At 70.9% G+C, this 23056-nt stretch carries 20 protein-coding genes; 6 read left to right on the top strand and 14 right to left on the bottom strand.

Translation table 11 applies throughout. The annotated features are described in order from the left end of the window. Positions 1-303 precede the first annotated feature (303 nt). On the bottom strand, positions 304-2022 hold the full coding sequence (locus E1181_RS14180; RefSeq protein WP_132674855.1) for an IlvD/Edd family dehydratase: 1719 nt from the start codon (positions 2020-2022) through the stop codon (positions 304-306). A 201-nt stretch (positions 2023-2223) separates the two neighbouring features. Between E1181_RS14180 and E1181_RS14175 the strand changes: the two genes are divergently transcribed. After that, positions 2224-3561, top strand: coding sequence for an MFS transporter (locus E1181_RS14175; RefSeq protein WP_235876757.1), 1338 nt, complete (start codon positions 2224-2226; stop codon positions 3559-3561). Positions 3562-3652: 91 nt separating this feature from the next. On the opposite strand, the gene E1181_RS14170 is transcribed toward E1181_RS14175, so the two are convergent. The 4 genes from E1181_RS14170 to mraZ form a co-directional block, all read right to left on the bottom strand. Continuing rightward, positions 3653-5494 (bottom strand): peptidoglycan D,D-transpeptidase FtsI family protein, encoded by a 1842-nt coding sequence (locus E1181_RS14170; protein ID WP_132674853.1) that lies wholly within the window; start codon positions 5492-5494, stop codon positions 3653-3655. Next, the gene (locus tag E1181_RS14165) at positions 5494-6228 is read right to left on the bottom strand and encodes a hypothetical protein (RefSeq protein ID WP_132674851.1); all 735 of its coding nucleotides are present in this window, start codon (positions 6226-6228) and stop codon (positions 5494-5496) included. The genes E1181_RS14170 and E1181_RS14165 overlap by 1 nt, the downstream gene beginning before the upstream one ends. Then, the gene (gene rsmH / locus E1181_RS14160) at positions 6225-7259 is read right to left on the bottom strand and encodes a 16S rRNA (cytosine(1402)-N(4))-methyltransferase RsmH (RefSeq protein WP_132674849.1); all 1035 of its coding nucleotides are present in this window, start codon (positions 7257-7259) and stop codon (positions 6225-6227) included. Before rsmH ends, E1181_RS14165 begins: the two co-directional genes overlap by 4 nt. A 174-nt stretch (positions 7260-7433) precedes the next feature. Further along, positions 7434-7865 carry a division/cell wall cluster transcriptional repressor MraZ gene (gene mraZ / locus E1181_RS14155; protein ID WP_132620661.1) on the bottom strand — a complete coding sequence of 144 codons (432 nt, stop codon included), beginning with the start codon at positions 7863-7865 and terminating at the stop codon, positions 7434-7436. Between the two features lie 509 nt (positions 7866-8374). Between mraZ and E1181_RS14150 the strand changes: the two genes are divergently transcribed. The 3 genes from E1181_RS14150 to E1181_RS14140 are packed head-to-tail and all read left to right on the top strand — an operon-like array spanning position 8375 to position 12907. Next, a complete protein-coding gene (locus tag E1181_RS14150) occupies positions 8375-9406 on the top strand; it encodes an AAA family ATPase (RefSeq protein ID WP_132674847.1) in 1032 nt (343 codons plus the stop codon). Position 9407: 1 nt separating this feature from the next. Further along, positions 9408-10658: a DUF58 domain-containing protein gene (locus E1181_RS14145; RefSeq protein ID WP_132674845.1), complete on the top strand. Its 1251-nt coding sequence runs from the start codon at positions 9408-9410 to the stop codon at positions 10656-10658. Next, positions 10655-12907 carry a transglutaminase TgpA family protein gene (locus tag E1181_RS14140; protein WP_235876755.1) on the top strand — a complete coding sequence of 751 codons (2253 nt, stop codon included), beginning with the start codon at positions 10655-10657 and terminating at the stop codon, positions 12905-12907. The genes E1181_RS14145 and E1181_RS14140 overlap by 4 nt, the downstream gene beginning before the upstream one ends. Before the next feature lie 73 nt (positions 12908-12980). Here E1181_RS14140 and E1181_RS14135 read toward each other — a convergent pair whose 3' ends face one another. Next, on the bottom strand, positions 12981-13400 hold the full coding sequence (locus E1181_RS14135) for a DUF3040 domain-containing protein (protein ID WP_132674843.1): 420 nt from the start codon (positions 13398-13400) through the stop codon (positions 12981-12983). A gap of 293 nt (positions 13401-13693) precedes the next feature. Further along, on the bottom strand, positions 13694-14422 hold the full coding sequence (locus tag E1181_RS14130; protein ID WP_132674841.1) for a class I SAM-dependent methyltransferase: 729 nt from the start codon (positions 14420-14422) through the stop codon (positions 13694-13696). Between the two features lie 116 nt (positions 14423-14538). Between E1181_RS14130 and E1181_RS14125 the strand changes: the two genes are divergently transcribed. Beyond that, a complete protein-coding gene (locus E1181_RS14125; RefSeq protein WP_132674839.1) occupies positions 14539-15369 on the top strand; it encodes a ParA family protein in 831 nt (276 codons plus the stop codon). Between the two features lie 4 nt (positions 15370-15373). Beyond that, entirely contained in the window at positions 15374-16153 is a 780-nt protein-coding gene (locus E1181_RS14120) for a DNA-formamidopyrimidine glycosylase family protein (RefSeq protein WP_132674837.1), read from the top strand. A 168-nt stretch (positions 16154-16321) separates the two neighbouring features. On the opposite strand, the gene E1181_RS14115 is transcribed toward E1181_RS14120, so the two are convergent. The 7 genes from E1181_RS14115 to rimO all read right to left on the bottom strand — a co-directional run bounded on the left by E1181_RS14115 (position 16322) and on the right by rimO (position 23020). Next, positions 16322-17590 carry a uracil-xanthine permease family protein gene (locus tag E1181_RS14115; RefSeq protein WP_132674835.1) on the bottom strand — a complete coding sequence of 423 codons (1269 nt, stop codon included), beginning with the start codon at positions 17588-17590 and terminating at the stop codon, positions 16322-16324. A 160-nt stretch (positions 17591-17750) separates the two neighbouring features. Then, positions 17751-18563 (bottom strand): phage shock envelope stress response protein PspM, encoded by an 813-nt coding sequence (gene pspM, locus E1181_RS14110; protein ID WP_132674833.1) that lies wholly within the window; start codon positions 18561-18563, stop codon positions 17751-17753. A 16-nt stretch (positions 18564-18579) separates the two neighbouring features. After that, on the bottom strand, positions 18580-19407 hold the full coding sequence (locus E1181_RS14105; RefSeq protein WP_132674831.1) for a PspA/IM30 family protein: 828 nt from the start codon (positions 19405-19407) through the stop codon (positions 18580-18582). A 484-nt stretch (positions 19408-19891) separates the two neighbouring features. Beyond that, entirely contained in the window at positions 19892-20320 is a 429-nt protein-coding gene (locus E1181_RS14100) for a helix-turn-helix domain-containing protein (RefSeq protein ID WP_132674829.1), read from the bottom strand. A gap of 206 nt (positions 20321-20526) precedes the next feature. Continuing rightward, positions 20527-21018 carry a CinA family protein gene (locus E1181_RS14095; RefSeq protein ID WP_132674827.1) on the bottom strand — a complete coding sequence of 164 codons (492 nt, stop codon included), beginning with the start codon at positions 21016-21018 and terminating at the stop codon, positions 20527-20529. Continuing rightward, on the bottom strand, positions 21015-21605 hold the full coding sequence (pgsA, locus tag E1181_RS14090) for a CDP-diacylglycerol--glycerol-3-phosphate 3-phosphatidyltransferase (protein WP_132674825.1): 591 nt from the start codon (positions 21603-21605) through the stop codon (positions 21015-21017). Before pgsA ends, E1181_RS14095 begins: the two co-directional genes overlap by 4 nt. Then, complete coding sequence (rimO, locus tag E1181_RS14085; protein WP_132674823.1) at positions 21602-23020, bottom strand: 30S ribosomal protein S12 methylthiotransferase RimO; 1419 nt, start codon at positions 23018-23020, stop codon at positions 21602-21604. The genes pgsA and rimO overlap by 4 nt, the downstream gene beginning before the upstream one ends. Positions 23021-23056: the final 36 nt, after the last annotated feature.

Raw genomic sequence — 23056 nt, 5'->3', positions numbered from 1 at the left:
GGTCCCCGCCGGCCTCTGACCCCCACCACCCCTGTCGAATTTCGCGCGAAGTTCGACCGCCGAAGTTCCGACTCGAATTTCGCGCGAAATTCGAATCCCACCCTCCTGAACAGGCACTTCCCGCCGAGGCGGAGGCGGGGTGGGGCTTCGCGGAGCCTCCGCGCGGCCGGGGCCTTCGAATTTCGCGCGAAATTCGAGGGCCACAGTTCGGGGTCGAATTTCGCGCGAAATTCGAATCCACCGCGCTGGGCGGAGCCGCGCTGAGCGTCCGGGTAGGTCGCTCAGCGCGGTTCGTCGCTTCGGTCAGTGGCCGTCGCGGGGGACGTAGCTGCCGGACTTGCCGACGAGGAAGTCCAGGTCGGCGCCGTCGGAGGCCTGCAGGACGTGGTCGTAGTAGAGGCGCTGCCAACCGCGCTCGTAGGGGTTGTCCGGGTCCTTCCACTCGGCCCGCCGGCGCTGGAGCTCCTCGTCCGGGATCTCCAGGTCCAGCCGCCGGTTCGGCACGTCGAGGCTGATGGTGTCGCCGGTGCGGACGAAGGCCAGCGGGCCTCCGGCCGCGGCCTCGGGCGTGACGTGCAGGACGACCGTGCCGTAGGCGGTACCGCTCATCCTGCCGTCGGAGATGCGGACGATGTCGTCGAACCCGGCGTCCTGCACCTTCTTCGGCACCGGGACGTTGGCGACCTCGGGCATCCCCGGGTAGCCCTTCGGCCCGGCGTTGCGGACCACCAGCACGGTGTTCTCGTCGACGTCGAGATCGTCGTCGGAGCACACCGCGTAGTACTCGTCGACGTCCTCGAACACCATCGCCGTGCCCCGGTGCACCAGCAGCCGGGGCGAGGCCGCGGACTGCTTGATCACGGCACCACCGGGCGCCAGCGATCCGCGCAGCACGGCGGTGCCGGTCCCCACGGCCTGGAACGGCTCGTCGAAGGAGGTGATGACCTCGCGGTTGTGCACCTCGGCGTCGGCGATGTTCTCGCCCATCGTCTTGCCGTTGACGGTGATCGCTTCCCTCTCGACCAGCCCGCCGAGCTCCTTGAGCACCGCGGGCAACCCGCCCGCGTAGCAGAAGTCCTCCATCAGGAACTTGCCGCTGGGCTGCAGGTTCACCAGCGTCGGCACCTCGCGGGTGTCGAGGTCGAAGTCGTCGACGGTGAGCTCCACGCCGACCCGCTTGGCGATCGCGATCAGGTGCACCACGGCGTTGGTGGAGCCGCCGATGGCGGCGTTGGCGCGGATGGCGTTGCGGAACGCCTCGCGGGTGAGGATGTCGGAGGGCTTGAGGTCCTCGGAGACCATCTCCACGATCCGCTGCCCGGTCTGCTGCGCGGTGGCGTAGCGGCGGGCGTCCACGGCGGGCCAGGACGCGGCGTAGGGCAGCTGCATACCCAGCGCCTCGACGACGCAGGCCATGGTCGAGGCGGTGCCCATCGTCATGCAGTGCCCGTTGGAGCGGGACATGCAGCCCTCGATGAAGTAGCACTCCTCCTGGTCGATGCGACCGGCGACCAGGTCGGCCTCGGCCTGCCACACGGCGGTGCCGGAGCCGATGTCGGTTCCCCGGTACTTGCCGTTGAGCATCGGGCCGCCGGTGAGCATCACGGCAGGCAGGTCGACGCTGGAGGCGGCCATCAGCAGCCCGGGAGTGGTCTTGTCGCAACCGGACAGCAGCACCAGCCCGTCGAGCGGGTTGGCGCGGATGGTCTCCTCGGCCTGCATGGCCAGCAGGTTCCGGTAGAGCATGGTGGTCGGCCGCATCAGCGTCTCGCCGAGCGCCATGTTGGGGAATTCCAGGGGGAACCCACCCGCCTGCCAGACGCCGCGCTTCACCGACTCGGCGATGCGCTGCTGGTGGGCGTTGCACGGGGCCAGCTCCGACCAGGTCGTGCCGATGCCGATGACCGGCCGCCCGTCGAACACCTCGTCGCTGTAGCCCTGGTTCTTCACCCAGGAGCGGGCGGTCATGCCCGCTCGCCCGTAGGCCCCGAACCAGCTGGCGCTGCGCCGCGGCGTGCTCATCGCGTTCCTCCCGAGCTGTGGTTTCCACCGGATGGAAGCGACGTAACCAGCTCGTGCGGCGGCACGCAATAGCCCATCCGCAATACCGAACAGCGGTTGCCATTTCGAACAGGACCGTTGACGCCGCCGAGCGACACTCCTAGGCTCGTGATCCAAATCACGAACAACGTTCGACATACCGAACCTCGACGAGGAGGCACGGTGCGATCCGACGCCCCGGCGCTGCGCACAGCGGTGCGGCGAGTCATGGTCCGACTGATCCCGTTCCTGTTCCTGATGTACGTCATCGCGTTCCTGGACCGCGTCAACATCGGCTTCGCCAAGGAGGAGTTCCAGGCGCACGCCGGGATCTCGGAGGCCGCGTACGCGCTCGGCGCGGGCCTGTTCTTCATCGGCTACGCGCTGTTCGAAGTCCCCAGCAACCTGATCATGACGCGGGTCGGCGCCCGCTGGTGGATGTGCCGGATCATGGTCACCTGGGGACTCATCTCGGCGGCGATGTCGCTGGTCAACAGCGAGTTCCTGTTCTACCTGCTGCGCTTCCTGCTCGGCGTGGCCGAAGCCGGGTTCTTCCCCGGCGTGATCCTCTACATCACCTACTGGGTCCCGCACGCCTACCGCGCCCGCTGCAACGCGCTGTTCTACTTCGGCATCCCGTTGGCCTCCGTGCTCGGCGCACCGCTGTCGGGCGCGCTGCTGGAGCTCGACGGCGCGGCCGGCTTCCTGGGCTGGCAGTGGATGTTCGCCGTCGAGGGCCTGATCGCCTGCGTCGTGGGCGTGTGGGCGTTCTTCTACCTCGACGACTCCCCCGCCCACGCCAAGTGGCTCACCGAGGAGCAGCGCACGACCCTGCAAGCCGCGCTGGACGCCGAGGACGAGGCGAAGACGGGACCGCACCGGCTGCTCTCGGCCCTGGTCGACCTCCGGGTGCTGTACTTCTGCCTGATCTACTTCCTGATCCAGTGCAGCGTCTACGGCATGACCTTCTACCTGCCGACGCAGGTGTCCGAAGCCGTGGGCAGCGAGGTCGGACTGCTCGTCGGACTGGTCACGGCGATCCCGTGGACCGTGGCGCTGGTGGTCAACATCGTGGTCAACACGGCCGCGGACCGCCTGCCCCAACCGAAGAAGCGCTTCGTCGCAGCCGCCTGCGTCGCCGTCGGCTCGGTCGGCATCGCGGCCTCCGCGGCCTTCAGCAACCCGGTCCTGGCCATCGCGGGCCTGTCGGTGGCAGCGGCCGGCTACATCGCCGTTCAGCCGGTCTTCTGGACCTTCCCGGCGGCTTACCTGACGGGAACTGCCGCCGCGGCCGGCATCGGCCTCATCAACTCGCTGGGCAACCTCGGCGGCTTCGTCGCCCCGGTCGCCAAGACCTGGATCGAGTCCACCCTCGACTCCGACGCCGCAGGCCTCTACCTCCTCGCCCTCTGCGGCTTCGCCGCAGCCGCCCTGTTCCTCACCCTCACCAAATCAGAAGACCCCGCTCGAACCGCGAATCCGCAGGCCATCCGAACCCCGAAGAACCTCAACCCGAACTGACCCGAGCTCCCGCGGAAGGTCACCAGCCCCCTCCCAACAAGAACAACCGGCTCTCCCCCGCGAAGGGGAAGAGCCGGTTGGAGGCTTTCGCTCAGGGGGTCTGCAGGGTCTGCAGCGGGGCCGGTTCCTTGGACAGCGGGATTTGGTAGCGCTGGGTGAGGGAACTGGCGATGGTGTTGAACAGCGGTGCCGCCGAGCTGGATTCGCGGGAGCCGGACGGGGCGTCGAGCATCAGGCCGACCACGAAACGCGGATCGTCCGCGGGGACCATGCCCGCGAACGTGATCCAGTACTTGGACTGGCTGTAGCAGCGGCACTCGGGATCGATCTGCTGCGCAGTACCCGTCTTGCCCGACACCTGGTAGCCCGGCATCGCAGCAGCCGGGCCGGTGCCGTCGTTGGCGCTGCCAGGACCGTTCTGCACCACCGAGCGCAGCATGTCCTTGACGGTGTGCGCGGTCTGCGGGCTCACGACCCGGACCGGTTCCGGGCGCGGCCGTTCGATCCGCGTGCCGTCCGGAGCGATCTCGGCCTCGATGATGCGCGGCGGCACGCGGACGCCGTCGTTGGCGATCGCCTGGTACATGCCCGCCATCTGCAGCACGGTCATCGAAAGCCCCTGCCCGATGGGCAGGTTCGCGAAGGTCGAACCCGACCACTTCTCGCGCGGCAGCAGGCTGCCCGCGCTCTCCCCGGGCAGGCCGATTCCGGTCAGCTTGCCGAGCCCGAACGCCTTGGCCAGGTCGTACCACCGCTGCTCGCCGAGCTGCTGGGCGACCATCAGCGTTCCCACGTTGGAGGACTTGCCGAGCACGCCGGTGAAGGTCAGCCCGATGGTGCCGTGCTCCCACGCGTCACCCACCGTGCGGTCGGCGACCTCGATGCTGCCCGGCACCTGCAGCACCGTCTCGGGCTTGATCACGCCCTGCTCGATCGCGCCCGCCGCGGTGATCAGCTTGTTGACCGAACCGGGCTCGAAGGGCGTGGTGACCGCCGGGTTGCCGAGGTTGCCGACCCACGGCCCGCGCGGGTCGAAGGTCTTGTCGTTGGCCAGCGCGTAGACCTCGCCGGTCTTGGCGTCGAGGACCACCGCGCTCGCGCTCTTGGCGCCCGCGCGGACGGCGTAGTCGGAGACCGCCTGCTGCACCATGTGCTGCAGGTCGGAGTCCAGGGTCAGCTGCACGTCCGAACCGGGGGTGGCCGGTTCGAGCTCGCGCTCGGTGCCGGGGATGACCAGGCTCGACCCCATCGCGGTGTCGGAGACCTTGGTGCCGTTGCGACCGGCGAGGACCTTGTTCATCGCCAGTTCCAGGCCGATCTGGCCCTGGACCTTGCGCTCGTCCATCCGCCAGTTCGCCGCGCCTATGACGTTGGCCGCCAGGTTGCCCGCCGGGTACTCGCGCGTGGCGCGGTACTCGGCGCCGATGTGCGGGTACTTCTCGGTGATCAGGTTGGCCTGGCTCGGGTCGATCTCCGGGCCGAAGTAGGTGAACGCGGCGTCCTTGAACAGCGCGTCCAGCACCTCCTGCTCGGTGATCTGGCCGGGCAGCGTCTTGGCGATGAACCGGGCGATGTCCTGCTTGTGCTGCACCGACGTCGGCTTGCTCGGATCCTTGGCGTGCTGCTCGTCGAAGGCCTGGGTGAGCTGGCGCGGGTTGGCGTAGAGCTGGCGCGCTTCGCTGGAGAACGCGAGCACGTTGGAGTTGCGGTCCACGATGGACCCGCGTTCGGCGGGGATCGCGTCCTTGGTGATCCGCTGCTTCTCGGCCTGGCTGGACAGCGCACCGGCTTCCACGCCCTGCACCTGGACCAGCTTGGCGCCGGTGACCAGCAGCGCGATCACCATGAGCAACCGCCCGACCAACAACCGCCGGTTGCTTCCGGCGACGTTGGTGCGGGCGGTGCGACCTCGTGCTTGGGGCCTGCGCGGCATCAGCGCCCCATCGCCTGCGCTTGGGCCGGGTTCTGCTGCGGCGCGGTCTGCGGGGTCGCCGGCGGAACCGGCTGACCGGGCACGACCGCCTGACCCTGCACGGCCGGAGGCGCGGGCGGGGCGGGCGGCGGCGGGGCGGTGGCCTTCTCCGGCTCACCGACGACCACGACCGAACCGTCCGGCTGCGGCACCAGGTGCGCGGGCGCCGGGGCCTTGACCATGCCCAGCTCCTGCTCGGCGCGGCGCTGGATCTCCGGCGTCGAACCCATCGTGCTGACGTCGCGCTGCAGCTGCTCCTTGCGCTCGTTGAGCGCGTTGACCCGGGACTCGCCCTCCTGCAGCTGGTAGCTGCCGCTGACCGCCGAGATCGACAGCCACAGCGTCGCCGCCAGGCCGGTGGCCAGCACGACCATCACGACCACGACCAGCGGCAGCCGGGCCAGCGACGACACGCGTTCGTGCACCAGCTGCTTGGCGCGCGGCATGGCCGCGACGGGACGCCGCTCGTCGATGCCCTGCCGGACCTGGCGCGGGCGCCGGGCCGACTGCTCGCGGCGCTCCTCGCGACGCGCGTAGGCGCGCTCGGCGGCGGCCGAGCGGGTGCGGCGCTTGTCGGCCTTCTTGGACGGCGGCTTCAGCCCCGTCGGCTGAGGTGCCGTGCGGGTCTTCTCGACGGTTTCGGCCTGGGCGCTGTCGGTCCGTGAAGCCGCGTTGGCACGTGCAGGTGCAGTCATGTCGCCTCCTCGCCGTTGCCCCCGCGGATCCGCTCGGCGGCGCGCAGCCGCACCGAAGCCGCCCTGGGGTTGGTTTCTCTCTCGTCCTCACCGGCCTGCTCGGAACCCCGGGTGAGCAGCCGGAACTCCGGCCCGTGCCCGGGGAGTTCGACCGGCAGGTCGACCGGGGTGCGGGACTTCACCCGATCGGCGAACTCCCGCTTGGTGATCTTGTCCTCCAGCGAGTGGTAGGACATGACCGCGATCCGACCGCCCACGGCCAGCGATTCCAGGGCCGCGGGCAGAGCCCGCTCCAGCACGGCGAGCTCGGCGTTGACCTCGATCCGCAGCGCCTGGAAGGTGCGCTTGGCCGGGTGCCCTCCGGTGCGCCGGCTGGCGGCCGGGACCGTGTTGTAGAGCAGCTCGACCAGCCGTGCGCTGTTGCTGAACGGTTCCTTGTCGCGCTCGCGCAGGATCGCCGAGGCGATCTTGCCCGCGAACTTCTCCTCGCCGTAGACCCGCAGCACCCGCGCCAGGTCCTCGTGCGCGTAGGTGTTGAGGACGTCGGCGGCGGTGCGCGGCGCACCGGGATCCATCCGCATGTCCAGGGGCGCGTCCTGCGCGTAGGCGAAACCGCGCTCGGCCTCGTCCAGCTGCAACGAGGACACGCCCAGGTCGAACAGCGCGGCGTCCACAGCGGACAGTCCGAGCTCGTCGAGCACCCGGTCCCACTCGTCGTAGACCGCGTGCACCAAGTGGATCCGGTCGGCGTACGGCGCCAGCCGCTCGCCCGCCAGGCGCAGCGCGTCCGGGTCGCGGTCGAGCCCGACCAGCGTCAAACCCGGGTGCGCGGCGAGCATCGCCTCGGAGTGCCCGCCCATGCCCAGCGTGGCGTCGACGACCACCGCCCCGTCCCGGGACAGCGCAGGCGCGAGCAGCTCCAGCGTGCGCTCCAACAGCACCGGCACGTGCTTGTCGCGGGCGGAACCGCCCGTCTCATGCGGCTTGTCGGCCACTGCGGTCCCTCCCTCCCGCGTGCCGTTCTTGCTCATAACCAGCGATCGGCGCGCACTCAGCAGTGCGCACCGACCGTCGCAGCGTTGATCCCCCTCTTGCGCCGGATCCCGTCAGGTCCCCGCCCGCCCGTCGCTTCCTGGTACCGGGGAAGATGCACCAGGAGGCGAAAGCCGAGCGGACCGAGGCCTCACGAAACCCGACCGTCACGCCTAGAACACGCCGGGCAGCACCTCCTCGCGAGCCTGGGCGTAGCCCTCCTCGTGCTCGTCGAGGTAGCTCTGCCACCTCTCCGCCTGCCAGATCTCCAGGCGGGTGATCGCGCCGATGACCACGCATTCCTTGTTCAGTTCCGCGTAGCGCCGCAGCTCCGGTGCGATGGAGATCCGCCCCTGACCGTCGGGCCGCTGCTCGTCGGTTCCGGCGAACAGGTACCGCTGGTAGGCGCGAACCGCCTCGTTGGTGAACGGAGCCTCGGCGACCTTGCGCGCCATCTGCTCGAACTCGTCGCGCGGGAAGACGTAGAGGCAGTGGTCCTGACCTTTGGTGACCATCAGACCCCCCGCCAGTGCGTCCCGGAACTTCGCCGGCAGCGTCAAGCGCCCCTTGTCGTCGAGCTTGGGGTGATGGGTGCCGAGAAACATCCCGGTCCACCTCCCCCGGCCCGGATCGCCCCTGCCGACGACTGGTCCCCGCGCCGAACCGACGCGGAGTCAACTGCCGACGAAGGCAGCAGGACCCCCTTTTGCCCCACCGCGCCCCACAGTACCCCACTACGCTCCACCGTCAACACGAAACGCCCCCTTCACCCCAGCGGGGTCACTGCTGTTTCCGCAGGTGGCACGCTGTGGGGGCGGAGTGGGGGAAAACGGGGGCGCCGCCGCGCCCCCACCCCACCACGCACCACCACCGGTCCACCAGCCACGATGAGTGGGAAATTCGCGAAAACCGCCGGTCAGCACGCGTGTAGATCAACTAGTCGGGCGGGCGGTTATGCTCAGTCCGCTCGATGTCCGGCAGCCGCCGGGCATCGGTGGTGGGGTGAAGTGGGGGCAGTGCCGCCTCCGGCTCCGCCGGCCCGGTCCGGGTGTCCTCCCGGCACCCCCGGTCTGCGGGCCAGACATGACCGGGAGGGCGCAATCCAGGAGGTGGCGTGACGCCGAAAACCCAGCTGACCGGTGCCGTCGGACCAACGACCGATGGGGCCGTCGCCGCCGCGCCCGGCATCGATCACGTGCACGGGACGATCCAGCGCATCGCCGCCAACGTCGAGCAGGTCCTCGTCGGCAAGCCCGAGGTGGTCCGGATCGCGCTGGTCACCATGCTCGCCGAGGGCCACCTGCTGGTCGAGGACGTTCCCGGCGTGGGCAAGACCTCGCTGGCCAAGGCCCTCGCGCGCTCGATCGACTGCACCGTCAGCCGCATCCAGTTCACCCCGGACCTGTTGCCCAGCGACATCACCGGCGTGTCCATCTACAACCGGCAGACCGAGAGCTTCGAGTTCCGGCCGGGCCCGGTGTTCGCCAACATCGTGGTGGGCGACGAGATCAACCGCGCCTCGCCGAAGACCCAGTCGGCGCTGCTGGAGTGCATGGAGGAGCAGCAGGTCACCGTCGACGGCGACACCTACGCGCTCGGCTCGCCGTTCATGGTCATCGCGACGCAGAACCCGGTCGAGATGGAGGGCACCTACGCCCTCCCGGAAGCCCAGCGCGACCGCTTCACCGCGCGGGTGTCGATCGGCTACCCCGACGCCAAGGCCGAGCTGGCGATGGTCGACGAGCACTCCGGGCACGACCCGCTGAGCCAGCTGCGCCCGGCCGCCGACGCCACCGAGGTGCAGGAGCTGCTGCGCGTGGTCTCCCAGGTGCACACCTCCACCGACATCCGCCGCTACGCGATCGAGCTGGTCACCGCGACCCGCAACCTCGCCGAGCTGCGGCTGGGCGCCTCGCCGCGCTCGACGCTGCAGCTCGTGCGGGCCGCTCGCGCGCAGGCCGCGCTGGCCGGCCGCGACTTCGTCATCCCCGACGACGTGCAGGCCGTGGCCGTCCCGGTGCTGGCGCACCGGTTGGTGCTGACCAGCGAGGCGCGCGCGGCCCGCCGCTCGGCGACCGACCTGGTGCGGCAGCTGCTGGAGCGCATCCCGGTGCCGCGCGGCGACACCCACGACGAACGAGGCTGACATGCTGTCCGGGCTGACCATCCGCGGCCGCTGCCTGCTGGCCGCGGGCGTGGCAGCCGGGATCTGCGCGCTGGTCCTCGACGAGCGGGACCTGCTGCGGGTCTCGGCGTTCGTGATCGCCTTGCCGCTGCTGGCGCTGGCGCTGTCCGGCCAGGTCAGGTTCGGCGTCTCAGCCCGGCGGGTGATCGATCCGCCGCGCGTGGAGGTCGGATCGCGGGCCGACGTGCAGCTGCACATCAGCAGCAGCGGCCGGTTCCCCGCCGACGGGCTGGTCCTGGAGGACGGCACCCCGCACGCGCTGGGCGGCCGCCCCCGGTTCCGGTTGCCGATCGTGCCCCGCCACGGCGGCCAGGTGCTGACCTACCCGGTGGTCCCGGCGCTGCGCGGCATCCACCACATCGGACCGCTGCGGACCTGGATCGGCGATCCGTTCGGACTGGCCCAGTTCGAACGCGAGCTCGCCGGGCGCTCCCGGATGGTGGCGACGCCGCAGGTCGTCGAGCTGGCCGGGCTGCCCGCCGGTTCCGGGCTGGGCACCGGCGAGGACGGCACCGCGCGGCTGCGCGCCGGGCACGGCGAGGACGACGCGATGGTCCGCCAGTACCGGCAGGGCGACGACATCCGCCGGGTGCACTGGAAGTCCACCGCGCGACGCGACGAGCTCATGGTGCGGGTGGAGGAACGGCCCTGGCACGGCGGCGTCACGGTGTTGCTGGACCGGCGTTCGGCCGCGCACCGGGGCAACGGCGCTCACAACAGCGTCGAATGGGCGATCTCCGCGGTCGCCAGCATCTGCCTGCACCTGGCCCAGCACGGGCAGCAGGTCCGCCTGGTCACCGAGGACGGGCATCCGCTGACCCGCAACATCGGCGGCGACGACGGCGGACGGGACGAAGCGCTGCTGGACTCGCTGGCCGCCGTGCGCCCGTCCCCGCAGCGCGACCTGGAGTGCAGCCGCGACCCCGGCGACGGGCACGAGCTCATCGCGGTGCTCGGCGAGACCACCACCGCGGCCGTCGCGGAGCTGACCAAGCTCCGCCCGCAGGAGACCCGCAGCATCGCGGTGCTGCTCGCGGTCCGGTCGTGGAACGGCGACGGCGCGGGCAACGACGTGGACGACGCCGCGCGCAGGCTGCGCGCGGCGGGCTGGACCGTCGTGGTGGCCGACGGCCCGCGGACCCCGATCACCGAGGTGTGGCGGGAGCTGTGCGGGCAGACCAAGGCAGGCGACACCGCGGGAATGATGCAGTGAGCACCGACAAGACCGGGTCCCTCGACACCTCGCTGGTCGCCGCCGCGGCGGGAGCGGTGGCCGTCATGTGCGCGTCGGCCGCGTTCGCCGGGGTGCTCGCCGACCTGCGCTGGCTGCTGCCCTCGCTGATCACCGTCGTCGCGGTCGTGGGCACGGGCGTGCTGGGCAGGCGTCTGGGCTGGCCGAACGTGGGCGTCGCGGCCGGTCAGCTGGCCGTGCTGCTGGTGGCGTTGACCGCTCTGTTCGCCGGGTCCAGCGCGTTCCTCGGGGTGCTGCCGGGACCCGCCGCGTTCGGTGAGCTGGCCCGGCTGCTGGGCGGCACCAGGGAGCTGATCAGCACCGGGGTGCCTCCGGTGGCCGCCGAGCCGCCGCTGCAGGCGCTGGTGTGCCTCGGCCTGGGCGTGGTGGCGCTGCTGGTGGATCTGATCGCGGTGGGCATCGGCACGCCCGCGGTGACGGGCCTGGTGCTGCTGTGCGTGTTCGCGATCCCGGCGTCGTTGTCGGACCGGATGCTGCCGTGGTGGACGTTCGCGCTGGGCGGTGCCGGCTACGCGCTGCTGCTCGCCTCCGGCGGCCATCACCGCAGGTGGCGGCGCTACGAGGAGCCGGACCGGGTCGCCCACACGCTCTTCGGCCGGACCACGTCGGTGGTCGCGGGCACGGCCGGGGTGATCGCCGTGCTGGCCGGCTCGGTGTTCACCGGGGTCGGCACCGAGGGGCGGCTGCCGGGTTCGGTGCCCGAGGAGTTCGGCGGCACCGACGGGATCGGGCTGCAGCCGTTCACCTCGCTGCGCGGGCAGCTCAACCGCGACCAGGTGGTCGAGCTCTTCCGCGTCCGGGGGCTCCAGCAGGACAGCTACCTGCGCGCGATGACGTTGCGCAAGTTCGACCCGCGTTCCGGCTGGCAGCTCGACGGCCTGACGCAGGGCGTCGACGCGAGCGCCCCGCTGCCGCTGCCGGAGGGCACCACCATCGGGCGCGGCAGGCCCGAGCGGATCGAGGTCCAGCCGATCGGCTACCGCGACCCGTGGCTGCCGGTCTTCGGCACGCCGGTCGAGGTGTCGGGCATGGGCCGGAACTGGCGGTACGACCCGGCCGCCGGGATCGTGTTCACCCAGACCAACCAGGAGACGCGGCCCTACACGCAGCAGGTGATCGTCCCGGATCCCTCGCCGGAGGAGCTGCGCTCCGCGCGCGGGCCGATGCCGATCGATCCCGCCTACGTCGACGCCTCGGGCATCGCGCCGGAGGTCGCCGATCTCGCGCGGCGGTTGACCGAGAACGCGCCGACCGAGTTCGACAAGGCCGTGGCGCTCAACCGGTACTTCACCGACCCGGCCAACGGCTTCCGCTACGACCTGACCACCGCACCCGCGACCGGGCAGGACGCGCTGAGCGACTTCCTGTTCCGGGGCAAGCGCGGGTTCTGCGAGCAGTACGCCTCGTCGATGGCGGTGCTGCTGCGCTCGATCGGCATCCCGTCTCGCGTGGCGGTCGGCTTCACCGCCGGCTACCAGGACGGCACCGAGCAGGTCATCACCACCGAGGACGCGCACGCCTGGGTGGAGGCGTACTTCCCCGGCTGGGGCTGGCAGACCTTCGACCCGACGCCGCTCAGCGACGGCCGGACCGCGCTGCCGCAGTTCCTCGACACGGCGCTGCACCCGCCGCAGGCGGCCGCCCCGCTGCCCGGTCAGCCGCAGCCCGCGCCCGCACCGGGGGCTCCGGTCCCGCCCGCGGCCGGGGCGCAGCCCGACCAGCCCGATGCCCGCGACGTGCCGGATCAGCGCCGCGAACCGGCCGATCGCACCTGGTCGGTGGCGGTGCTGGTGCTGATCGTGCTGCTGGTCTGCGCGGGCGCGGCGTCGCCGCTGGCGGTGCGCGAGATCCGGCGCGGCCAGCGCCTCCAGGCGATCACCGAGGGCCGCGCGGGCGCGGCGGACACCGCGTGGCGGGAGGTGCTGGACGAGTTCCGGGATCGCGGCTACCAGCCGCGCGACACCCACACGGCCCGGCAGCTCGCCGAGCGGCTGGCCAAGGACCACGACCTGGACGCCACGGGAACCGACGCGCTGAAGCAGCTGGTCAAGGCCGTGGAGCGGGAGTGGTACGCGCCCACCTCCCAGGCCGACGGCACCCTGCCGGAGACGCTGAAGGCGATCACCGCGAGCCTCCAGCAGAACGCTCCCCTGGACCTGCGCTCCCGCCTCTTCCCGCGCTCCGCCCTGCCCCCGTGGCGCACGTCCTGAGGGGCGGTCCGCACGCACGAAGATCGCCGCCGGGTTCCTCGTGGAGCCCGGCGGCGATCTTCGCTGTGAGGTGCTACTGCTCGAAGCGCTTTCGGAAGCGCTCCTCCATGCGTTGGGCCAGCGAGCCGCGCGCGGAGGCGCGGCCGGAACCGCGCTTCGGCTTGTCCCCGCCGCCGCTGCTGTTGTCCGTGGCCTCGGCGTCATCGCCGCCACCGCGCAACGCGGACAGGACGATCACTGCTCCGCCGAACATCACGAGGAAGCCGACCACGCTCAACACCGGGATCTCCGCCGGTCGGAGGGCGGGGATCACCGCGCCGACGACCAGCAGAGCAAGACCCAGCACGAAGACGGCGATGCCCTGCAAACGCCGACGTCGGGATGGGCGTTGTAGCCGTCCTCCGCGCACGGTGGAGGCGAACTTGGGGTCCTCGGCGTAGAGCGCGCGCTCGATCTGCTCGAGCTGTCGCTGCTCGTGCTCGGAGAGTGGCATGACTCCTCCTCCGGCACAGGTTCTCGGTGGCGCCGGGCTTGCCGACCGGCGAACGCTTGGGGGCGTCACCACTGAGGATACGGTTCCAGCGACGCGACGACTACCCGGTCCGGCCACCGGAAACCTGCGACATTGCGGACATCGTCGGATCGGCGCCGTGATCGACTTCTTCCACGAGGTCAACGACCAGCGGTAATCAGCCGAGGCACCCTGGGTAGTCGCGTTCAGTGATCATTTTGTCACCTGTACGGCCGATCGTCGAAATTTCCGAAACCGGCCGGTCCGCCCCGTTCTCAGCTGGGCTTCCGGGCGATCGCGTGCAGCCTGGTGGCGATGTCGCGCAGCGGCGAGCGGGTGGCCGCGGCCTGCTCCAGCTCCGCGACGGCGTCGGCGGTGCGCGGGTTGTCATCGGTGACCGAGCCGGGCACGAGGTCGCTCAAGGCCCCCTGGCCCTGCACGAGCTCGACGGTGAACCCGCCCGCGCTCAGCGACCGCTGGAGCCCGTCGGTGTCGAACCGGCGCTGCAGGGTCTCCGAACCCGCGTCCAGGACGCCGTCGGCGTCGTTGAGCAGCCGCAGCGCCTCACCGACGCGGCCCGCCAGCGCCCGGGCGAGGACCGCCGCGTAGCGGTTGGCGACCAGCACCGACACCGCCCCGCCGGGGGCGGTGGAGGAGGCCAGCGCCGCGATGGCGGCGTCGACGTCGTCGACGACCTCCAGCAGACCGTGCGCGAGGACGAGGTCCGCACCACCGTCGGGGCTGAGCGCGGCGAGGGCTTCGGTGTCGCCCTGCAGCGGGGTGACGCGGTCGGCGACCCCGGCGTCCTCGGCGCGGCGCTGCAGGGTGGCCAGAGCGTTGGGGCTGGGATCGATGACGGTCACCGCGCAGCCCGCTTCGGCCAGCGGCACCGCCCACACGCCGCTGCCGCCGCCGACGTCGAGCACGCGCGGTCGGCGGCCGAGCCGCTGCGCCGCGTCGGCGATCTCGGTTTCCAGCACCTGGTGGACGGCGTCCGATCTCATGCCAAAAGCGTAATGCCGGGTGGGCCGAGATCCGCAACGGCGTGCCGCACCAGGACCGCCTGGGCAAAACACGGCCAGCACTGCTCATGTCGACGCCGGTTCCGTAGGCTGACCGCGTGCAGACGGTTGCGGTGCTGAGTCTCAAGGGTGGCGTGGGCAAGACGACCGTGGTGCTCGGGCTTGCTTCGGCAGCCATGCGGCGCGGGGTTCGGACGCTGGTGGTCGATCTCGACCCGCAGTGCAACGCCACGGCCGCCCTGGAACCGGAGAAGACCGCGAAGGGCCTGACCGATGTCCTCGCCGATCCCCGCCCGGAGGTGTTGCGGGAGGCGGTGACCGGCAGTTCGTGGGGCGACGAGGTCGACGTGCTGGTGGGTTCGGAGGACGCCGAGAGCCTCAACGGGCACACCGAGGGCGATCACCTGTCCCGGCTCGACGACGCTCTGTCCGAATTGGACGATCTGATCGCCGAGGGCGAGCTCCCCTACCAGCTGGTGCTGCTGGACTGCCCGCCGTCGCTGGGCCGGCTGACCCGGTCCGCGCTGGTGGCGGCCGACCGGGCGCTGCTGGTGACCGAGCCGACGATCTTCGCGGTCTCCGGTGTCCAGCGCGCTTTCGAGGCGGTCCAGGCCGAGCGCGCCAGCAACCCGGACCTCCAGCCGCTGGGCGTGGTGGTCAACCGGGTGCGGCCGAGGTCGCACGAGCACCAGTACCGCATCGACGAGCTCCGGGACATCTTCGGCCCGCTGGTGATGCCGGTCGCGCTGCCGGACCGGCTCGCGGTGCAGCAAGCCCAGGGCGCGTGCATGCCGATCCACCAGTGGGGCACGCCGGGTGCTCGCGAGGTCGCTCTGGCGTTCAACCTCATCCTCGCCCGCACGTTGCGCGCGGGCCGGACCCGCCGTCCGGAGCCCGAGGACGAGGACTTCGCCGAGGAAGTCGAGTGACCCGGTGCCCGAGGGCGACACGGTCTTCCTCGCCTGCCACCGGCTGAACGAGGCCCTGGCCGGGCGGGAGCTGATCCGCGGTGAGATCCGACACCCCCGCCTGTCCACTGTGGAGCTGAAGGGCCGGGTGGTGAGCGAGGTCCGCCCGGCGGGCAAGCACCTGCTGATCCGCTTCGAGCACGGCCGCACGCTGCACAACCACCTGAGGATGGACGGCGCCTGGCACCTCTACCCGCCGGGCGGACGGTGGCGGCGGCCCGGACATCAGGCGCGCGCGATCCTGGCGACGGCCGAGCGGGTCGCGGTCGGCTTCGCCCTGCACGACCTGCGCTGGCTGCCCACCGCGCGCGAGTCGGAGCTCGTCGGGCACCTGGGCCCGGACCTGCTGTCGCCGGACTGGGGCCCTGAGCAGGAGGACGAGGCTCTGCGCAGGCTCACCGCCGACCCGGACCGCGAGATCGGCCTGGCCCTGATGGATCAGCGGATCATGGCCGGGGTCGGGAACCTCTACAAGACCGAGGTCTGCTTCCTCCTCGGCCGCTCTCCCTGGACCCCGGTGGGCGAGATCGACGCCCGACAAGCGGTTCGCCTCAGCCACGACCTCCTCCTCCGCAACGCCTGGCACCCCGAGCAGACCACCACCAAGAGCCTCCGCCGTGGCGATCAGCACTGGGTCTACGCCAGGAGGACCTGCCTGCGCTGCGGAAACCGCGTCCGAAGACGCTCCCAGGGCCAACCCCCGGACCACCGCGTCACCTACCACTGCCCCCACTGCCAACCCTGATCACACGACTCAGCGGAAACCGGGCACCCCCGGATTTCAGTGGAATCAGGACCCCGGTTTCCACTGAAATCGGGAGAACAGGTGCGCGAGGGGCGAAGCCCCGGGGTTGCGGCGTCCCCGATGGGGTTCCTGGGTTCTCAGGCGTCCGCAGGGGCCGAAGGGTTCTGGTCAGGGGACGTTGCGGACGTCTGCGAGGTTCCGCAGGAGGGGGTAGACGATGACGATCCCGATGGAGCCCCAGACGAGACCGGTGATGCGGAGGTCCCCGACGCTGAGCGTCAGATCGCCGACACCGGCGATGACGGCCGTGCCGAGGACCGCGAGGTTGACCGGGTCGGCGAAGTCGACGCGGGCGTCGAGCCAGATCCGGACCCCGACCAGCGCGAGCATCCCGAACAGCACGAGCGTCGCACCGCCGAGGACGCCCATCGGCACCGTGTTGATCAAGGCGGCGAGCTTCGGGGAGAACGACAGCACGATCGCCGCCAGCGCCGCGACGAAGCAGGACGCCGTGGAGTAGACGCGGGTCGCGGCCATGACGCCGATGTTGGCCGCGTAGCTGCTCACCGCCGAGCCACCGGCCGAACCGGACAGCATCGTGGCCAGCCCACCGCCGATGAGCGCGTCACCGACGTAGGGGTCGAGATCGCGGCCCGAGACGGCGGCGACCGCCTTGAGGTGCGCGACGTGCTCGGCGACCAGCACTATCGCCAGGGGCAGCACGAACGGCACCACCGAGACGTGCACCTGCGGCGTGATCATCTCCGGGAACCCGATCCACGGCGCCGCGGCCAGCTCGGCGACCCGCTCGGGCACCAGCTGACCCATCCCGGCCGCGTACAGCCAGCCCACCAGGACGCCGATCAGCACGGCCGCGCGTCCCGCCATGCCGCGGCTGATCACCGTCAGCAGCACGACGGTTCCCAGCGTCAGGGCGGCCGGAACCCGCTGCTGGTCGAAGGACGAGACGGATTGCGGGGCGAGGCTGAGCCCGATCATGAGCACGATCGCGCCGGTGACCACGGGCGGCATCGCGGTTTCCAGCAGGCGCACGCCGAGCGCCTTGACGGCGACGCCGAAGGCCAGCACCACCAGTCCGACCACCATGATCCCGCCGAGCAGGGCCGCCGGACCGGCACCGACCTCGCCGACCGCGGCGCTCATCGGCACCACGAACGCCACCGAGGAACCCAGGTAGCTCGGCACCCGGTTGCGGGTGATCACCAGGAACAGCAGCGTGCCCACACCGGACAGCAGCAGGGTGGTGGCGACCGGGAAACCGGTCAGCAGCGGCACGAGCGTGGTGGTGCCGAACATCGCGAGCAGGTGCTGCACGCCGAAGCCGATCGTGAGCGGCCAGCTCAGGCGCTCCTCGGAGGAGACGACGGAATCGCGCAGCAGTCGTCGACCGTTGCCGTGCACGGCCCACAACGCCACATTGGCCTCCCCGAGCCACCATTCAGGTGGAATAACTGTCACGGCATGTGATGACTGGGGAAAGATTACTATTCGGCATCACGCAATCAAGGCACCCGGTCCGTCGAATGTGAGAAATATCGACTACCGCTAGTGATGCGCCTGCAGCGCGTTGTGAAGATCAGTGCTGAGCGGACCCGTCCACTTCGCCGAAGACCTCGCGCATCCCGACGGCGAGACCGGCCAACCGGTCCGTGGCGTCCTGCAGCAGGTGCCGCTGCTCGCCCGAACCGCTCGCGGCCACCGCGCGCCCGGCCGCGGCCACCACACCGCCGTAGGCCGACACGCCCTCGTCCAGCTCAGCCCGCAACCGGTCGACGTCGGCGCGGAGCTCCTGCTGCTCGGCGGTCGGCGCGTAGCGCATCGCCGACTCCACCGCGACCAGCCGCTTGGCACCCCGGCGCAGCTCCGCGGCAGCGGCGTCCGCCGTCGCCCGCGCCTCAGCCGCCGACGCACCCGCACCGGCCGAGGTGAGCTCGGCCAGCGCGTTGTTGAGCGTCTGCTCCGCCTCCCGCAACCGCTGCATCGGCGGTCGTGCGGCCGAGCCCGGAGCGGGCAACGGCTCGCTGGCGGTGGACTCCGGCAGCGGCGTGTTCTTCAACTTCCGGTACTTCAACCCGGCGCTGACCGCGCCCACGCCGCCGGCCACGGCGATACCACCGAGACCGACCGCGGCGGTCTCCCCGGCCAGCGACCATGCGAAGACCGAATCCACGATCGGCGTCATCCACGAAGCGACGGCGCCCAACCCGAAGACACCCGCCGTGGCACCGCTGGTGCCCGCGAGCCGCTTGGCGGCCTTGCGCCGGCGGACCAGCCGGGCACGCGGATCGCGCCAGTCGGCCCACTTGCGCCGGACCTCGGTCGCCACCGGCCCGCGCAGGGTTTCCAGAGCGGCCTCGCCCAGATGCGCGAGCTCCTGTTTCCGGGACATGGCGCCTCCGCCTCGATCAGGCCTGGTCGGCCTGCGGCTTCTCCTGCTTCTTCGTCTCGGCAGGAGTCTGCTCACCGCTGGAGAGCTGCTGCTGCGCACCACCGGTGACCTGCTGCTGCTCGCCGCCACCCATGGAGGCGCGGAGCTGAGCCAGGCGGCTGGCGCCGGCCGCGTCCACGGAGGCCTGCTCGACCTCCATCATCCGACCCTGCACGCTGTTCTGCGCGAGCTCCGCCTCACCGAGGGCGGTGGTGTAGCGGCGCTCGATCTTGTCCCTGACCTCGTCCAGCGAAGGCGTGTTGCCGGGCGCGGAGACCTCGGTCATCGACTTCATCGACGCCGAGACCTGCTCCTGCATCTTGGCCTGCTCCAGCTGGCTGAGCAGCTTGGTGCGCTCGGCGATCTTCTGCTGCAGGACCTGCGCGTTGCGCTCGACGGCCTGCTTGGCCTGCTCGGCGGCACCCAGCGACTGGTCGTGCAGCGTCTTGAGGTCCTCGACGCCCTGCTCGGCGGTGACCAGCTGGCTGGCCAGCTGCGTCGCGGTCTCCTCGTACTTCTGGGCCTTGGCCTCGTCCCCTTCGGTGCGAGCCTGGTCGGCCATCACCAGCGCCTGCTTGGCCGAAGCCTGCAGCTTCTCGACCTCGCCGAGCTGGCGGTTCAGCTTCATCTCCAGCTGGCGCTGGTTGCCGATCACCGACGCGGCCTGCTGGGAGAGGCTCTGGTGCTGCCGCTGGGCCTCTTCGATGGCCTGCTGGATCTGCACCTTCGGGTCGGCGTGCTCGTCGACCTTCGACGAGAACGACGCCATCAGGTACTTCCAGGCCTTCACGAACGGGTTGGCCATCTCCTCCGCCTGCCTTCTCTCCGCTTGCCGGCTGCCCCCAGCCGATCTCTCGCCGATACAACGCATCAGGAGCCTCGGCTGGTTCCATCGTGTCAGGTAGTTGTGTCCGCTTCCACCAAACACGGCAGATCTCCGGGTATTTCCCGGAGCGCTCAGCGTTGATCGAACCAGCCCCGTCCGACCGCCGCCGCTCCGGGGGCATAACGGACATTGAACCGTGATCAACTAAAACCCGACCGCCCCGCGGGCCGGTAGCACGCGGGGCGGTCGGGTGCGTCGTTCACACCTTGCTGAACGGCGGAGTCGTTGTTTCAGGTGTGGGACTCAGCCGGCACCGCCGCGGGTTCTGATCGGCTTCGTGGCGAGTACGCCGCGACGCCGTGTATTGGCATACATCAGGAGCGGCGCACGGAGTCCACGAAGGCGCTCAGGTTCCGCCACCCGCACCGCTGAGCAAAGCGATTTCCTCAAAGGTCATAGTCGTTCAGGCGGCCACTACCTGCTTGCGCACTGGAGCGCTGATGCGCTGGCTGAGCACCGGCTGGAGCCCCGCGCGGGCGTCACCGGCATCGGCGAACTGCTCGGCGTCGGCGAGCTCGGCACCGAGCAGGCTCGGCACCAGCTGACCACCGTCGAGGTCCGCAGTCGCTGGCTGCTCGACGACGGATGGCACGACCATCGTCCCGTCGAGGTCACCGGCCACGGTCACCAACAGCTCTGGCAGCGGCAGGTCCAAGGCATCACAGATCGAGGACAGCAGCTCACTGGACGCCTCCTTGCGGCCCCGTTCGACCTCGGACAGGTATCCGAGGCTCACCCGGGCAGCGCGCGAAACGTCCCGCAACGTCCGAGACTGTGCGGTCCGGGCGCGGCGCAGCCGTTCACCGACCGCCTCCCGCAACAATACGGTCATCGCGCGCCTCCCTTCCTTCGTCGCCTTCCGCGTGCACTACGCGTGAACGCCCCCTACGTTACTCATCGATGGGCCGGAACGAGAACGATCGAGCGGAAGTCCGCCCAGGGCGAACGTTCCATGATCGATCGGCCTAGTCCTCGTTGGGCCATGTTTACGCAGCGCACAGCGCACGCGGACACATGACGACCCCTCCTGCAAATTGTTCAACGCAGCAGCCCGGCGAAGTGTTCCAGAGCCACCCGAACGGCCGCCGCGCGCACCGCGTGACGATCACCGTCGAGCTCCACCGTGCGCACCTGCGCACCTCCCGGACCGGCAAAGCCCAGGTGAACGGTGCCGGGAGCGACTCCGTCCTGCGGATCCGGGCCCGCCACCCCGGTGAGCCCGATGCCCCAATCCGCCCCGCACCGACGCGACGCGCCGACGGCGAGTTGGGCGGCCACGTCCGGGTGCACCGCACCGTGCTCGGCGAGCAGGTCGGCGTCCACCCCGGCGAGCCGGTCCTTGAGATCGGTCGCGTAGACGACCAGACCGCCGCGCACCACGGCGCTGGCGCCGGGCACTTCGGTCAGCGCGGCGGTGACCAGTCCCGCGGTGAGCGATTCCGCGGTCGCGACCGTCTCCCCGCGCTGCCGCAGAGCGTCGATCAACGCCGCGACCTGCGGGAACGGCAGGCCGAGAGGTTCGAGGATCATGCGCCGGCCTTCGAGCCGCCCGCGGCCCGCAGCCGCAGCGCGCGGATCACGTAGTCCAGGCCGGTCACGACGGTGGCGATCAGCGCCGCACCGAGCACGATCCAGCGCGGGACGTCGAGCCAGGCCCCCAGCGGCAGCAGGTAGAGCCCGATCGCGATGGCCTGCAGCAGCGTCTTGATCTTGCCGCCGTGGCTGGCCGCGATGACGCCGTGCCGGATCACCCAGAACCGCAGCAGCGTCACGCCCAGCTCGCGGACGATGATCACCCAGGTCGCCCACCACCACAGGTCGCCGAGCAGGCTCAGCCCGATCAGCGCTGCGCCGGTGAGCGCCTTGTCGGCGATGGGGTCGGCGATCTTGCCGAAGTCGGTGACCAGCCCGCGCTTGCGGGCGATCTCGCCGTCGATGCGGTCGGTGATGGAGGCCAGCGCGAACACACCGGTGGCGATCCAGCGCCACAGCGCGTCGTGCCCGTCACCCCAGAACAGCGCGACCAGGAAGACCGGCACCAGCAGCAGCCGGGACATGGTCAGCACGTTGGCGATGTTGAGGACGGGCGCCTGCGGCGCCTGGCCTTCTGCCGTCATGGCTGCTCCCCGGACTTCTCCAGCGGTCGCACCACGAGGTCCACGCCTTCGCTGTCGATGACCTCGCAGCGCACCAGCTCGCCCACGGCGAGCTCGTCGCACTCGACGATCAGGCATTCGCCGTCGACCTCGGGACCCTGGTGGTCGGCGCGGCCGATGACGTCGTCCTCGTCGAAGCGCTCGACGATGACGGTGACCTCGGTGCCGATGCGGTCTTCGGCGCGCTGCGCGATCAGCTCGTCGGCCAGGGCGGTCAGCTGCTCGACGCGCTTGGCGACCACGTCCGGATCGAGCTTGTCGTCGAAGCCGGCGGCCTCGGTGCCGTCCTCGTCGGAGTAGCCGAACACGCCGATGGCGTCGAGCCGGGCGCGGGTGAGGAAGTCCTGCAGCTCGGCGAAGTCCTCCTCGGTCTCACCGGGGAAGCCGACGATGAAGTTGCTGCGGATGCCCGCCTCCGGGGACAGCTCCCGGATCTGCTCGATGAGCTGCAGGAACGACTCGGTGGAGCCGAACCGGCGCATCCGGCGCAGCACGGACTCGCTGGAGTGCTGGAAGGAGAGGTCGAAGTAGCGGGCCACACCCGGCGTGGTGGCGATGGTGCGCACCAGGCCCGGACGGGTCTCGGCGGGCTGCAGGTAGGACACCCGCACCCGCTCGACGCCGTCGAGCTCGGCCAGCCTCGGCAGCAGGGTTTCCAGCGCGCGCTGGTCGGAGAGGTCCTTGCCGTAGGAGGTGGAGTTCTCGCTGACCAGGAACAGCTCCTTGGCGCCGTTGCGGGCCAGCCAGGCACCTTCGCCGAGGATCTCCTCCGGCGGGCGGGACAGGAAGGAGCCCCGGAACGACGGGATGGCGCAGAACGAGCAGCGGCGGTCGCAGCCGGAGGCGAGCTTGAGCGCGGCGACCGGCGAGTCGTCGAGCCTGCGGCGGGAGACCTCGCGCGCGGCGGGGACCCAGCCGTGTCCGGGGACGGCGACCTCGGCCGCGGCGGCCGGGCGCGAGACCGGGCTGATCGGCAGCATCGTGCGCCGGTCCTGTGGTTGGTGGGACTGCACGGCGCGACCGGCGAGGACGTCATCGAGCCGGTCGGCGAGGTTGTCGTAGTGGTCGAAGCCCAGGACGGCGTCGGCTTCGGGCATCTGCTCGGCGAGTTCGGCGCCGTAGCGCTCGGCCATGCAGCCGACGGCGACGACCTTCGCCCCGGTGTCGGAGGCGGCCAGCAGCGTGTCCACGGAGTCCTTCTTGGCGGACTCGACGAAGCCGCAGGTGTTGACCACGACGACTTCGGCGTCGTCGGGTTCGACGAGGTCCCAGCCCCGGCCGTGCAGGTTTCCGGCGAGCTCCTCGGAATCGACCTCATTGCGTGCGCAACCGAGCGTGACCATGGCGACTCGGTGGTGTTGCTGCTCGGTTGACATGGGTCGAGCCTAACGTCCGCGCTGTCGACCCTCGGC

The sequence above is a fragment of the Saccharopolyspora terrae genome, assembly GCF_004348435.1.
GTDB lineage: Bacteria > Actinomycetota > Actinomycetes > Mycobacteriales > Pseudonocardiaceae > Saccharopolyspora > Saccharopolyspora endophytica.
This window is presented reverse-complemented; position numbering and strand designations above follow the sequence as displayed.